Source organism: Azospirillum sp. INR13 (assembly GCF_015390205.1).
Taxonomy (GTDB): Bacteria; Pseudomonadota; Alphaproteobacteria; order Azospirillales; family Azospirillaceae; genus Azospirillum.
The window spans coordinates 55,421-69,191 of record NZ_VUOI01000010.1 but is presented as its reverse complement, the minus strand read 5'-3'; the positions used below and the strand labels follow the sequence as shown (position 1 = coordinate 69,191).

Annotated in this window: 9 protein-coding genes and 1 tRNA gene; 8 read left to right on the top strand and 2 right to left on the bottom strand. The window is 66.9% G+C overall.

The window, feature by feature from the left end; all coding sequences use genetic code 11:
- Positions 1–218: 218 nt before the first annotated feature.
- The 6 genes from glgB to F1643_RS22855 all read left to right on the top strand — a co-directional run bounded on the left by glgB (position 219) and on the right by F1643_RS22855 (position 9,507).
- The gene (gene glgB, locus F1643_RS10395) at positions 219–2,507 is read left to right on the top strand and encodes a 1,4-alpha-glucan branching protein GlgB (protein WP_370540561.1); all 2,289 of its coding nucleotides are present in this window, start codon (positions 219–221) and stop codon (positions 2,505–2,507) included.
- Between the two features lie 168 nt (positions 2,508–2,675).
- The gene (locus tag F1643_RS10390) at positions 2,676–2,843 is read left to right on the top strand and encodes a DUF1508 domain-containing protein (RefSeq protein ID WP_194913007.1); all 168 of its coding nucleotides are present in this window, start codon (positions 2,676–2,678) and stop codon (positions 2,841–2,843) included.
- A 992-nt stretch (positions 2,844–3,835) separates the two neighbouring features.
- Entirely contained in the window at positions 3,836–5,974 is a 2,139-nt protein-coding gene (glgX, locus tag F1643_RS10385) for a glycogen debranching protein GlgX (protein WP_194913006.1), read from the top strand.
- Positions 5,975–6,133: 159 nt separating this feature from the next.
- Positions 6,134–7,231 carry a two-component system response regulator gene (locus F1643_RS10380; protein ID WP_255542631.1) on the top strand — a complete coding sequence of 366 codons (1,098 nt, stop codon included), beginning with the start codon at positions 6,134–6,136 and terminating at the stop codon, positions 7,229–7,231.
- Positions 7,232–7,316: 85 nt separating this feature from the next.
- Positions 7,317–9,122: a 4-alpha-glucanotransferase gene (malQ, locus tag F1643_RS10375; protein ID WP_255542630.1), complete on the top strand. Its 1,806-nt coding sequence runs from the start codon at positions 7,317–7,319 to the stop codon at positions 9,120–9,122.
- A complete protein-coding gene (locus F1643_RS22855; protein WP_255542629.1) occupies positions 9,076–9,507 on the top strand; it encodes a 4-alpha-glucanotransferase in 432 nt (143 codons plus the stop codon). The genes malQ and F1643_RS22855 overlap by 47 nt, the downstream gene beginning before the upstream one ends.
- 162 nt (positions 9,508–9,669) lie before the next feature.
- Here the strand turns inward: F1643_RS22855 and F1643_RS10370 are convergent, their stop codons facing one another.
- Positions 9,670–10,899, bottom strand: coding sequence for a hypothetical protein (locus F1643_RS10370; RefSeq protein ID WP_194913004.1), 1,230 nt, complete (start codon positions 10,897–10,899; stop codon positions 9,670–9,672).
- Positions 10,900–11,176: 277 nt separating this feature from the next.
- A tRNA-Gln gene (locus F1643_RS10365) sits at positions 11,177–11,250 on the bottom strand.
- 461 nt (positions 11,251–11,711) lie between these two features.
- Between F1643_RS10365 and F1643_RS10360 the strand changes: the two genes are divergently transcribed.
- Positions 11,712–12,386, top strand: a complete 675-nt coding sequence (locus F1643_RS10360; RefSeq protein WP_194913002.1) for a SpoIIE family protein phosphatase — start codon at positions 11,712–11,714, stop codon at positions 12,384–12,386.
- 19 nt (positions 12,387–12,405) lie between these two features.
- The gene (locus F1643_RS10355) at positions 12,406–13,764 is read left to right on the top strand and encodes a protein kinase (protein WP_194913001.1); all 1,359 of its coding nucleotides are present in this window, start codon (positions 12,406–12,408) and stop codon (positions 13,762–13,764) included.
- Positions 13,765–13,771 lie beyond the last annotated feature (7 nt).

Sequence of the window (13,771 nt, the reverse complement as noted above, 5' to 3'; positions counted from 1 at the left end):
GTTCACGTCCGGAGAAGGCGTTCCGGCGAGACTTTGCGCTATGCGACTCCTCGTCGGCCGTCATTCCCGCGAAGGCGGGAATCCAGGGCTCCCCAAAATGGAGCTTGGCGCGTTAGCCTGGATCCCCGCCTTCGCGGGGATGACGGGGTTGGGACAGTAATGGTCCACAAGACGATAGGGCCTCCACGAAGAAGGGCACTTGGCCAATGGCGAGCGACATGACGACGGACACCCGCAAGGACCAGGCGCAGACCGGCGTCCCCGAAGGCCGTAACGGCGGTCAGCCCCGTACCGATCACCGGGCCGAGGCCCTGCGCGCGGCGGCGGACGCCATCGCGCGGGCCGACCATGGCGATCCCTTCGCCGTGCTGGGCATGCAGCAGGAGGCGCCCGGCCGCCCGGTGGAGGTCCGCGCCTTCGTGCCCGGCGCAGAAAAGCTGTGGGTGATCGACAGTGCCACCGGCGAACCGGCGGGCGAGGCCGAGCGCATCCACCAGGACGGCTTCTACCTCGCAGTGATGCCCGACCGGGCGGAGCGCTTCCGCTACCGCCTGCGCGCCCAATACCCGCTGGCGACCCAGGAGTTCGAGGACGCCTACCGCTTCGGCAACATGCTGGGCGAACTGGACGTCCATCTGCTGGCCGAGGGCACCCACCTGCGCAATTACGAGAAGCTGGGCGCCCACCCGCGCGAGGTCGACGGCGTCGCCGGCGTCTCCTTCGCCGTCTGGGCGCCGAGCGCCCGCAGCGTCAGCGTCGTCGGCGACTTCAACAACTGGGACGGCCGCCGCCTGCCGATGCGCCGGCGCGTCGAGGTCGGCGTCTGGGAGATCTTCGTCCCCCACGCCCGTGCCGGCCAACGCTACAAGTTCGAGATTCGCGGACCCAACGGCAACCTGATGCCGGCCAAGGCCGACCCCTACGCCTTCCAGGCGGAGATGCGCCCGGCCACCGCCTCGGTCGTGCACGGCCTGCCGCCCTACGAGTGGCGCGACCAGGAGTGGCAGAGCCGCAAGCTCGCCACCTCCGACCGCACCGCGCCGATCTCCATCTACGAGGTCCATCTCGGCTCCTGGGCGCGGGTGCCGGAGGAGGACAACCGATTCCTGACCTATCAGGAGCTGGCCGAGCGGCTGATCCCCTACGCCAAGGACATGGGCTTCACCCATATCGAGCTTCTGCCGATCACCGAGCATCCGTTCGACGGTTCCTGGGGCTACCAGCCCATCGGCCTCTATGCCCCGACCGCCCGCCACGGCTCGCCGGAGGACTTCAAGGACTTCGTCAACGCCTGCCACCGAGCCGGGCTGGGCGTGCTGCTGGATTGGGTGCCCGGCCATTTCCCGACCGATCCGCACGGGCTGGGCGATTTCGACGGCACGCATCTCTACGAGCATGCCGACCCGCGCCAGGGCTTCCACCAGGATTGGAACACCCTGATCTACAATTTCGGCCGGACGGAGGTGCAGAACTTCCTGCTGGGCAACGCGCTGTTCTGGCTCGACCATTACAAGCTGGACGGGCTGCGCGTCGATGCCGTCGCCTCCATGCTCTATCTCGACTACAGCCGCAAGGAAGGGGAGTGGGTCCCCAACAAGTTCGGCGGTCGCGAGAACCTCGAATCCATCGCCTTCCTCAAGCGCATGAACGAGCTGGTCTACGGCCAGCAGCCGGGCGCCATGACGGTGGCGGAGGAGTCCACGTCATGGCCGATGGTGTCGAAGCCGACCTATCTCGGCGGCCTCGGCTTCGGCTACAAATGGAACATGGGGTGGATGCACGACACGCTGCATTACATGCAGAACGACCCGATCCACCGCCGCTACCATCACCACCAGATGACCTTCGGGCTGATCTACCAGTTCTCCGAAAACTTCGTGCTGCCGCTCAGCCATGACGAGGTGGTTCACGGCAAGGGGTCTCTCATCAACAAGATGCCGGGCGACGATTGGCAGAAATTCGCCAACCTGCGCGCCTATTACGGCTTCATGTTCGCCCACCCCGGCAAGAAGCTGCTGTTCATGGGCGGCGAGTTCGCCCAGTGGAGCGAGTGGAGCGAGGCGCGGAGCCTGGACTGGCATTTGCTGGACCAGCCCATGCACCGGGGCATGCGCGACCTCGTGCGCGACCTGAACGGCGTCTACCGCGAGCTGGAGCCGCTTCACAAGACCGACTGCGACCCGTCCGGCTTCGAATGGATCGAGTCGAACGACAATGAGAATTCGGTCTTCACCTTCCTGCGCAAGGCCGACGAGTCCGGGCACATCGTCATCGCCGTGTGCAACTTCACGCCGATTCCCCGGTACGGCTACCGCGTCGGCGTACCGCTGCCCGGTCGCTATGTGGAGCGGATCAACACCGACGACGGCAAATACGGCGGCAGCGGCGTCGGCAACCCCGGCGGCGGCGTCTATGCCGAGGAAACCCCCTGGCACGGCCGCACCCACTCGCTCGACCTGACCATCCCGCCGCTGTCGACGCTGATTTTGGAGAGGAAGGCGGAGTAGCATCCTTATGTATTCATTCGTAGACTGTTATTATTGGACTTTTGAGGGAATTGGAGAAAATATACTCATACTTTCTTTCTGCTAGTCTTGAACGCGCTAGCATCTACCCCTGAATCGCATTTGCCGCTGCGAGGCAGAGGCTTTGTGCAATCTTCGAAGGGTAAGCAGATGTCTGGCGCTAATGATTCGTGGACTATTTATAAGGATAACGCCGGTGAATGGAGATGGACCCGTACTGCATCGAACGGCAGGATTGTTGGGGCATCTTCTCAAGGGTATGTGAACCGTTCCGATTGCGTTGATAACGCTCGTCGGAATGGCTATTCTGGCGGATGATCTGTCGCAAAAAAACTGAAGCGTTGGTTGGTCAAAGTAGCCGCCAACGTTTCGGTTTGTGTTGTAGGAAAATCACAAAATTTTTGTAGTGTCTCAGTTTAAATTTCGTTCGCAGGCGAACGCTGCTCAAAGGGCGTTCGCATCTAGCTGCGCGTTTCTAGATGCCTAGTGGCAAATACGATCAGGAGGCCGGAATGCCACGGATAATTAGCGCTACTGAACCCAATCTCGGCGTGCAGTCAACCGGGCTTATCAGGTTGGATGAAAGCTTTGAAAACGAGAGTGTGCGCTACAGAGTTGAGCAGTTCGCGATAGGCCATCTGTATATACCGCCAGAACTCGTTCTTTCTGATACGCTGGTTACTTGGGTCAGGACGCTTGACGAACTGCGTGGCTGGAAGATTTACGCAGATCGCCACCAATTCGAACGGGTCGGACCGCCCACTATTCCGCAGAAGTCTTAGGAATGCCTAAATGCCTGTTTGACAATTAAAACGACGGACAATATGTACTGGTTATATTGTGATAAGTCCTACTGCTTTCTCAAAGAAGCTCTCAGCCGGTGAAATGATCCGCCCGCCGGAAACGCCAAGCCAGATACTTGAAGGGGTCGCTGTCACACGACAGCGGCCCCTTCAGTTTCTCGGAACTGGAAAATTCAAACTGAGACACTACCCTTTCCCAACCTCCCTTGACGCCGCCGGGGGGAGGCTTTCTTATTGGATCCCTTGTGTCTTTTCGGGGAACCGGTGAGGCGTGCGCTGGCTGATGGTCGACAGGAACCCCGTTCCCTCCCTTGATGACGCGATGCGGACCCGTCGGGAAAACCGCAAGGTGCGGTGCCGCAAGGGTCGTGGAACAATGGAACAGGCCCCGAAAACCGTTTCATCCTGTTCCAAACGTTCCATCCGCCGGCCGGCGACCCAGCGCCCCGCCGCATCGCCGGCCCTGCCGATCACCTCTACGACCTCCACCACACAGGCCACCCGCTGATGCCCTCCACCCCCGCCCGCACCCCGGTCTGGCCCGGCAAGCCCTATCCGCTCGGCGCCACCTGGGACGGGTTCGGCGTCAACTTCGCGATCTTCTCCGCCAATGCCGAGCGGGTGGAGCTCTGCCTGTTCGACAAGACCGGCCAGCGCGAGGTCGAGCGGGTCACGCTGCCCGAACACACCGACGAGGTCTGGCACGGCTACCTGCCCGACGCGCGGCCCGGTCTGCTCTACGGCTACCGCGTCCACGGTCCCTACGAGCCGGAGGAAGGGCACCGCTTCAATCCGAACAAGCTGCTGATCGATCCCTATGCCAGAGCGCTGTTCGGCGGCTTCAAATGGTCGGATGCCCATTACGGCTACCGTGTCGGCTCGACGAAGGAGGACTTATCCTTCGACCGGCGCGACAACGCCCGCGGCATGCCGAAATGCCGGGTGGTGGACGGCGCCTTCACCTGGGGGCACGACCGCCACCGCCGGGTGCCCTGGACCGAGACGGTCCTCTACGAGACCCATGTCCGCGGCTTCACCATGCGCCACCCGGAGGTGCCTGCCCATCTGCGCGGCACATTCGCCGGCATGTCGACCCAGAGCGTGATCGAGTATCTGCGGGCGCTCGGCATCACCTCGGTGGAGTTCCTGCCGGTCCAGGCCATCGCCGACGAGCAGCATCTCGTCACCCGCAACATGACCAACTACTGGGGCTACAACACCATCGGCTTCTTCGCGCCGGAGCCGCGCTACATGACCACCGGCGTCCTGTCGGAGTTCAAGACCATGGTCGCCCGCCTGCACGAGGCGGGGATCGAGGTGATCCTCGACGTCGTCTACAACCACACCGCCGAGGGCAACCATCTGGGACCGACCCTGTCCTTCAAGGGCATCGACAATCTCAGCTATTACCGGCTGATGCCGGACAGCCCGCGCTACTACATCAACGACACCGGCACCGGGAACACCCTGAACCTCAGCCACCCGCGCGTGGTCCAGATGGTGATGGACAGTCTCCGCTACTGGGTGACGGAGATGCATGTCGACGGTTTCCGCTTCGACCTCGCCACGGTGCTGGCGCGGGAGCCCTACGGCTACGACCCCGGCTCCGGCTTCCTCGACGCGGTGCGGCAGGACCCGGTGCTGGCCGACGTCAAGCTGATCGCCGAGCCGTGGGACGTCGGCCCCGGCGGCTATCAGGTCGGCAATTTCCCGCCGGGCTGGGCGGAGTGGAACGACCGTTACCGCGACACCGTGCGGCGCTACTGGCGCGGCGACGACGGCATGCTGCCGGAACTGGCCGGCCGCGTCGCCGGCTCGGCCGACCTGTTCGAGAAGCGCGGGCGCCGGCCCTGGGCCAGCGTGAACTTCATCACCGCCCATGACGGCTTCACCCTGCACGATCTCGTCGCCTACAACGACAAGCACAACTGGGCGAACGGCGAGGAGAACCGCGACGGCCATTCCGCCAACTGCTCCTGGAACCACGGGGCGGAGGGCGAGACCGACGACCCCGGCATCAACGAGCTGCGGGCGCGGCAGAAGCGCAACCTGCTGGCCACGCTGATGCTGTCGCAGGGCACGCCGATGATGCTGGCCGGCGACGAGCTGGAGCACAGCCAGGACGGCAACAACAACGCCTATTGCCAGGACAACGACATCACGTGGCTGGACTGGGCGAAGCGCGACGGGGCGCTGGTGTCGTTCGTCCGCCGGCTGATCGCGCTGAGACGCGCCCATCCGGTCCTGCGCCGCCCCACCTTCCTGCATGGGCGCGAGACCGCTGCCAACGGGCTGAAGGACATCGTCTGGTACAATGCCCAGGGTGTCGAGAAGACCGCCGAGCATTGGCGCAACACCCAGGCGCGCTGCATCGTCCTGCTGCTGAACGGCCGCGCCGGCACCCATGCCGGGCCGGACGGGCAGCCGCTGTCCGACGGCGTGATGCTGATCGTGCTGAACGCCCATGCCGACATCCTGACCGTCACCCTGCCGGACGTGCCGGGCGGCCGGGGCTGGCGTTGCCTGCTCGACACCCGCGTCGCCGACGGGGCGGGGGACGAACGACTGCATCTGGCCGGCCGGTCGGTGCTGGTGGACGGGCGGACGGTGCTGGTCTTCACCCTGGTGGAACAGGCGGGGATGTGAGCGGTGGAGCGGCAGTGGCACGGCATGCACCGGCCCCTGCGGTCCTTTGCCCACTGTTCTTTTCCCCGGTGAAGATGCTACCGCGACGGCCGGAGACAATGCGTGTTAGCCTGCGGGGCGTGGTGCCGTCACGGTCGCAGCGGAGCTTCGGGTAGGGCGATGCCGGATTACGATTTCTCGCAGGTCGACGCCGCGATCATCGACAGCCAGCTCAACACCGCGCGCGTGTTCCGCGACGTGCTGATCCGCCTGGGCTTCCGCCGGGTGGAGCTGTTCGATTCGGTGAGGGCCGCCGCCGGGCTGCTGACCGCCGCCATGCCGGATCTGCTGCTGCTCGACGCCGACGGAGAGGATTCGGAAGCCTTCCGCTTCATCCGCGCCCTGCGCAACGAACCGGCCGTGCCGAACCCTTTCGCCTGCGTCATCGTCACCACCTGGGCGCCGACTCCGGCACTGCTGACCCGCGTCACCAATGTCGGCGGCGACGATCTGCTGATGAAGCCGGTGTCGCCCAAGCAGGTGCGCGACCGGATCGTCAGCCTGATCGAGGCGCGCAAGGGCTTCGTCGTCACCGCCGACTATACCGGCCCCGACCGCCGCAAATCCCCGCGCGATGGCGCCCAGGTGCCGGTTCTGGACGCCCCCAACACGCTCCGCCTGAAGGCTGTCGGCCAGTGGACCCAGTCCGGCGCCCGCATGCAGCTGAACGAGGCGATTTCGACCGTCACCACCCAGAAGCGGCTGCGCGCCAGCATCCAGGTCGCCTTCCTGGTGGAATTCGCCCTGGACGGGCTGGCGCGACGGGCGCCGGACCGCATGGCCATCGACCATGTCGGCCGCATCGGCGGCTTCCTGGACGATCTGCTGCGCCGGCTGGGCGAGGACGGCGACCATGCCCCGGTTGAGGCGGTGGCCCGCGCCGTCAAGACGCTGGCCGACAAGGTCCGCGCCGCCGCGGAGTGCGGACCGGTCCCCGTCGACGACCGGGAGCAGTTGCAGGCCCTGTCGCGCGCCCTGATGGCAGGCCGTCGATCCCGACCGCCCGCTGGAGGCGATGACGCGCGAGGTGTCCGCCGCCGTCTCCGGCTACCGCAGCCGGCTGGAGCAGATCGCCCAGGCCAAGGCGGCCGCCGCTGCCCTGCCGGCGATCCCCGCCGACGACGTTTCCGCCTCCTCCTCCGTCCCGCCACCGGGTGCCGGAGGGCAGGCGGCATCCGCCCTTCCGGCCGGGTGACGCGGGAGGCGCCGATGGCATAGGCCGCCGGTCTGCATTGACGCCACGCTCCGCGCCCCCAATCCCTTAGCCCCACACCCTTTCCGTACAAACCCGCGGGGACCCTGCATGAGTGATCTCGACCGGCTGGCCGATCTGCTTGGAGTAGAACCCCTCTATCACGACATCTGGGGCAACCGGCGCGAGACCTCCGCCGCCGCCAAGCGGGCGCTGATCGCCGCCATGGGGCTGGCGGCCGCCACGGACGAGGAGGTCGCCGCCAGCCTGCGCAGGGTGGAGCGGCGGTCCTGGAGCCGCCCGCTGCCGCCGGTCCTGGTCACCGGGGAAGGGCAGGGGATCGGGCTGGGCGTCGCCCTGCCTGCCGGCCTGGATGACGCTACGCTGCTTTGGGAACTGACACCGGAGGGCGGGATCGCCCAGGGCGGCCGCGTCGCGATCCGCGATCTGCCGGTGGAGGAGCGTACCACGGTGGACGGCACGGTTTATGAGCGCCGCGCACTTGGGGGGCTGCTGCCGGTGTCGCTGCCCATCGGCTATCACCGGCTGGCGGTGCATGTGGAGGCCCCTGGCGGCGCCGGTCCATCCGGTGCCACCACCCTGATCGTGGCGCCCGACCGCTGTGTGACGGTGGAGGAGATGGTGCCGGCCGGCCGTTGCTGGGGCATCGGGCTGCAGGTCTATTCCCTGCGGTCCGGCCGCGACTGGGGCATGGGGGATTTCGGCGATCTTTCCGGCTTCGCCGAGGTCGCCGGCCGGCTGGGCGCCGGGCTGGTCGGGCTGAACCCGCTGCATGCCCTGTTCCCGGCCGACCCGAACCATATCGGCCCCTATTCGCCGTCCAGCCGCCAGTTCCTCAACATCCTCTACATCGACCCGTCCTCCGTTCCCGAGTTGGCGGATGCCGACGACCTGCGCACCCGGATCGCGGACCCCGCCTTCCAGGCCGCCCTGGCCGCCGCAAGGCAGGCGGAGCTGGTCGATTACCCCGCGGTCGCCGCGCTGAAGCTGCCGGTGCTTGAGGGGCTGCACGCCCGCTTCCGCGGCCTGCCCGACGGCCATCCGCGCAAGGCAGCCTACGCCCGTTTCCGGCAGGAGATGGGGGCGGCGCTCGACCGCCATGCCCTGTTCGATGCCCTGCACGAGCATTTCTTCCGCAAGGACCCATCGCTGTGGATGTGGCGCAGCTGGCCCGCAGCCTTCCAGGATCCGGGGAGCGCCGAGGTTGCCGCCTTCGCCGCCGACCATGCCGGGCGCGTCGATTTCTTCGCCTGGGCGCAGTTCGAGGCCGACCGCCAGTTGGGGGAGGCGGCGGCGCGCGGCCGTTCCGCCGGGCTTGCCATGGGCTTCTACCGCGACCTCGCCGTGGCCGCCCATCCCGGCGGCGGATCCGCCTGGTCCGATCCGTCGATGCTGGTGCAGGGCGCCAATGTCGGCGCGCCGCCCGACCAGTTCAATCTGAAGGGCCAGAACTGGGGCTTGGCGCCGCTGTCGCCGCTGGGCCTGCGCGAGGCCGCCTACCGCCCCTTCGTCGAGCTTCTGCGCGCCAACATGCGCCATGCGGCGGCGCTTCGCATCGACCATGTGATGGCGCTGCAGCACCTGTTCTGGATCCCGGAGGACGGCAGCGACGGCGCCTATGTCGCCTATCCCTTCCACGACCTTCTGCGCATCGTGGCGCTGGAGAGCCGCCGCAACCGCTGTGTCGTGATCGGCGAGGATCTGGGCACCGTTCCGGAAGGCTTCCGGCCGGCTCTGGAGCAGGCCGGCATCCTCAGCTACCGCGTGCTGTATTTCGAACGCACCGTCGACGGCGGCTTCAAGTCTCCCGGCGAGTATCCCGCCGGGTCGATGGCGACGGTCAGCACGCATGATCTGGCACCCTTCAAGGGCTTTCTGGACCGGCCGCGACCTTGATTGGCGCCGGCGTCTCAGCCTCTATCCCGACGATGCCAGCCGGGACAAGGACCGCTGGGACCGCGGCGTCGACCGCTGGCGCCTGTTGCAGGCCCTGTCCCGCGAGGGGCTGCGTCCGGACAGTTATCCCACCGACGATGGCGACCAGCCGTTCCGCGTCGAGCTGTCCGCCGCCGTCCACGCCTATCTGGCGCACACCCCGTCGCGCATCGTGATGGTTCAGATCGAAGACGCGCTGGCGGACGACGAGCAGCCCAACCTTCCCGGAACCGTCGACCAACACCCGAACTGGCGCCGCCGCCTTCCCCGCATGCTGGAGGAATTGGAGGCCGACGACGACCTCCTCCGGATCATTGCGCCCATGGTGGGCGCTGTTCCACGCTGAGTCAAAGGCGCCGCCGGTCCAGGGGGCACTCCAACCGCGCCGCCGCCCTGGGCCTCGGCGACGATGCACGCGGTCAGCGTCGGATCATCCAGCGTCGCGAGGAGGTCGGCGATCGCCGCCACCGACCAACCGCGTTTGAGTAGGGCGGCAATGGCGAGTCTCTCAAGGAGTTGACGTCCACCGAAGTCGCTCCCCGCCGGCTGTGAAAACAGGCGCTTGCTGCGCCACAAGCGAAGCGTACGCAACGTCGGCGCCGACATTCCGAGACGCCCTGGCGACGGCCTCGGCGCCGGTCATGTTGCGATAGGCGCCGCGGCCGAACAGGTTCGGAACCCGGTGCAGTTCCCCCCTGAACCGCAACTCTTCTTCTTCCGTCACCTTGATGGCACGGTGGTCGCCGATGAGGCTGCTGAACAGCTCCGCGGCAACGCGGTAGTTCCGTTCCTCCTCCTTGCACAGAGACGCTGTCTTGAAGGGGTTTGCATCGCGCTGACGGCGGCGGACCCATTCGCCCATGGCCTGCTGGATCGTCCAGTCCTTTGCCGGGCTGGACTTCTGCGGCTGGGGGCGTGCTTCCGCCGCCGTCGCTTCGGGCGTCCGGTCGACAACGGTGGCAGAGGGGCCGGCGATCGGGCTCGCTGGAGCCGCGGCAGTGGAGGTCGTGACGAACACGGACGCCGCAGCAGCAACTGCGGGCTGACTGGCCAGGGAGTGCGGGTGGGCGTCCACCTCCTTCCGGTTGGGCACCGGGCTGGCGCAGGGTTCAACGGGGTCGATTGATGCCACGGGGGGCGCGGCCGAGGGGGGCTGCGCCGCCACCTGCGCAGGCATGACGGTCGGCACCGGCGCCTGCGGCGCCAGTACGACGGCGGGCCGACCCCCGGCTCCGGGAACCGCAGTGTCCGACGGCGCGCCGGCCGGCATGCTACTGGCCGGCAAGGGCGGCAGGACGTCCGCGAGGTCGTCGTCGTAGTGGTTCTGTTCCCGTTCGGCGTTGATGCGGTGGACGCGGGGAAGCCCGCGCAGCACCAGCCGCGCGAGGTAGCTGTGCTCGGCCGTCTCCGCCGCCGGCACCGGCAGGCCGATGGTGACGGCGCGCTCGAGCACCGCGCGGGCGGCGTCAAGACGGTTGTGCCGGACGGCGTCCTCGATGGTGGCGACCGCGTCGAGTTCGGCCTGGACCCGCCGGGCGATCTCCTCCGGCCCCCGCTCCCCGCCCAGGGCACGGGCCACCTCCGCCCGTTCCAGCTCGCCAAGCAGGATCGGTTGGAGGAGGGCGCGGAGCGCGCTGGTGTCGATGGTGCCGGCCTGCATGACCTCGCCGAGGAGTGCGAGCACGGCATCGACCACGACGCTGAAACGCCGCCCTCGCTGCCGTGCGAGGCCGGGCATATTGGTCCGCAGGGAGAGGCGTATCTCCCGACCGGCGATTTTTTTCGAGAAATCTATCGGAGCGCGGCCATCTCCGACAGCGGCACCACATACCGGCAGGATCCGGCGCCACCAGTAGACGGATCCGCGGCGGTAGAGATGGACCCCAAGCCACATCCCCGGCACTCCCCCGTGAAGGGCGCCGAACCGTCGTTGGCGCAGGCTGATGGCACAGTTGGGGAACCAGCCTGTTGGCTTCGCCCTAAGTGCCTGATGTGCAAGGATTTCCAGGAAAGGTTGGTTGGGGGACTAGGATTCGAACCTAGGCTGGCGGAGTCAGAGTCCGCTGTCCTACCGCTAGACGATCCCCCAGACCGTCACCGAGGCGGCTCGTTTGCCGTTCCCCGTGGTGTGGGCGGGTTTATAGCGACCACGTGCCGGGCTGTGAAGTGCTTTTTTCGCTTCGGATGCACTTTTTTCTAAGTCGGCAAGCTTTGCTGGCAGGCGAGGTGTTCGAGGCAAGCCAGGTAAGTGCCTGGATCGCGTCGAAAGCGCGTCCGCCAAGCGCGGGCTTGGCGCCGCTCTTCCGGTCACATCCGTCAAGGTGGTGGAAATTGGAAGGTGGTCAGGAGCGCCGTCGGTCAGGCCGCCTTTGTTGAGGGGAGCGGTGTGATGGCGGGCTCATCGGCTGCGGCGCTCCTGACCACCTTCCAATTTCCACCACCTTGACGGATGTGACCTGGTTCATATTTCTGGCATGGAAACGATCTGGAGAGCTGTTGCAGCTTATGATAGGAGTTGCGCAAAGCCATTTTTGAACAAACGTCGGCTGTATGCTGCACTTCAAGGACTTCCTTCCCGCTGCCCCTCCACCCGATGCCGCCGACCGCGTGTTCATTCGGCACGACCAGGGCTTTGCCGCGGTGATCGATGGCGTTTCCGGATGCTCCTATCCGAAGCTGGCGGCGGACATGTGCGTCGAGGTGCTGGAGTCGCTCGGGTCGGAGATCCGCGACATCCCGCTCGAGGCGATCCTGGAGCGCATGCACGAACGCCTGCGGAGCTTCAGCACGGCCCGGCTCATGGCCGTCGCCGCGTTGGTCCGGGCGGACGGCGACGGTTACGAGGTCGCCACGGTCGGCAACCTTGCGCTGGTCGACGCCTCCAACCCAAAGCGCGCCCGGCTCGCCATCGAATCGACCACCCAGCCGCTCTCCGCCCTCGGCCAGGATGGCGCTCCGCGCATCGTCACATGCACCCTGCCGATGCCCAAGGACGGCTTCCATGTGCTGGCGACGGATGGCCTGCATCCGCAACGCCTTGCCCGTGCGGTCGCGCAGCATGGGGAATCGGCGACCAACGCGGACTGGCGTGCGCTCGGCGAGCGGGTGTGCACGGATTCGGACTGGAGCTTCCTCGTCTTTCCGTTCGAGCGCCCGTCTGCACTTCCAGCGCGACCACTGGCCCTACGATCCCTTCGTCGGGGCGCAGGAAGGTCGCGACCATGAGCGGCGCGGTCTTGCGGAGTTGGCGGACGCGCTGTTTCGCTCGAACCGCTATCCGGGTTTCCGCATCCTCGGCAGCATGACCGTGGACCGCGCCCGCGCCTCGTATCTCGCCGATGGCGTGCTCGTCATCCCGGAAGGCCTCGTGCTCCTCGAACTGAAGGACCATTGGGGACGGATCGAGATCCCGTTGGAATCGGGCGCCGACATGCGCCCGGAACGGCGCAAGCCGGAACGCAATCCGGTGAACAAGCTCAAGACGGCGCTGCGCCACTTCAGCGGCTGGGTGCCGGACCTGCCACTGGATCACTGGCAGCGCAAGATGGCCGCGGTGGTCTTCACCAACCCCGGGGCCCAGGTCTTCGGCGTGCGCGCCTCCGGGCAGGTCGATGCCGCGCCGCTGATCTCCGGCGAGGTGATGGTGGCCGGCACCGCACGCTTTCCGGCGCTTCTCGCCGATTTTCTCAAACCGTTCCGGAGCCAGTCGAAAGGGGGCCGCGTCCGCCTTCTCTCGCCCGCGGAGATCGAAGAGGTGGCCGGGCGGCTGGCCGCCGGGCAGGAGGAGGAGGCCGAGGATCCGGAGGCGTGGCGCATCGGATCATACAGCTTCGACCGCAAGCCGGCCCAGGAGACGGGATACCACGCGCTGCACACCGGACGGTCGAACCGCGGCAAGCCCGTTCTTCTGAAGCATTACCGCCTCAAGAGCCTGATGCGCGGCGACCGGGATGCGGCGTTGGCCGCTCTCGGCCGGGAAGCGGAGATCCTCAGCGAACTGCCGCAGGATCCCCGCCTTGAACGCCTCTTGGGACACGGTGAGGACGGCGACGCCTACTATGTCATCCTCGAGGCCGTGCAGGCACCCGACCTCGACCAATGGCTGGGCGGCGACCCGCCGCGGGCCGAACGGCTCGCGATCCTGCGGGACCTGGCCGAACTGCTTGCGCTCCTCGCCGAAGCCGACGTCGTCCACCGCGGCATCACGCCGAAGAGCTTGCGGGTCCGCGATGGACGCCCCGTTCTGACCGGCTTCGAACTCGCCCGGCTCGACAGCGTGGCAACGCTGCTGGTCGACGCCCGGCGGCTCTTCGACCAGCAGTATCAGGCGCGCGAGGTGTTCGTCGGGGGAGTCCTGGGGCCGGCGACCGACAGCTACAGCCTGGGTGCGCTGGCCATCCGCATGCTGGCCGGCACGCTGCCGTTCCGCGATTTCCAGGAACTCGCCGTCCGCCGCGGCAAGCCGGGCTTCTGGGAGAAGATCGCCGCCGGCATGGCGCTGCCGCCGTCCGCTGCGGCCGACGTCAAGCGGCTGCTGTCTCCCGACCCGATCCAACGGCCGACCGGCCGCGCCCTCGTCGATCTGGTCTCGGGCTGGAGTTGAGGCGATG

Excerpts from the sequence above, each read along its gene's own strand:
- glgB (WP_370540561.1), top strand. The coding sequence starts at position 219 with ATGACGACGGACACCCGCAAGGACCAGGCGCAGACCGGCGTCCCCGAA.
- F1643_RS10380 (WP_255542631.1), top strand. The coding sequence starts at position 6,134 with ATGCCGGATTACGATTTCTCGCAGGTCGACGCCGCGATCATCGACAGC.
- F1643_RS22855 (WP_255542629.1), top strand. The coding sequence starts at position 9,076 with ATGATCTGGCACCCTTCAAGGGCTTTCTGGACCGGCCGCGACCTTGAT.
- glgX (WP_194913006.1), top strand. The coding sequence starts at position 3,836 with ATGCCCTCCACCCCCGCCCGCACCCCGGTCTGGCCCGGCAAGCCCTAT.
- F1643_RS10360 (WP_194913002.1), top strand. The coding sequence starts at position 11,712 with ATGCTGCACTTCAAGGACTTCCTTCCCGCTGCCCCTCCACCCGATGCC.
- F1643_RS10390 (WP_194913007.1), top strand. The coding sequence starts at position 2,676 with ATGTCTGGCGCTAATGATTCGTGGACTATTTATAAGGATAACGCCGGT.
- malQ (WP_255542630.1), top strand. The coding sequence starts at position 7,317 with ATGAGTGATCTCGACCGGCTGGCCGATCTGCTTGGAGTAGAACCCCTC.
- F1643_RS10370 (WP_194913004.1), bottom strand. The coding sequence starts at position 10,899 with ATGCCCGGCCTCGCACGGCAGCGAGGGCGGCGTTTCAGCGTCGTGGTC.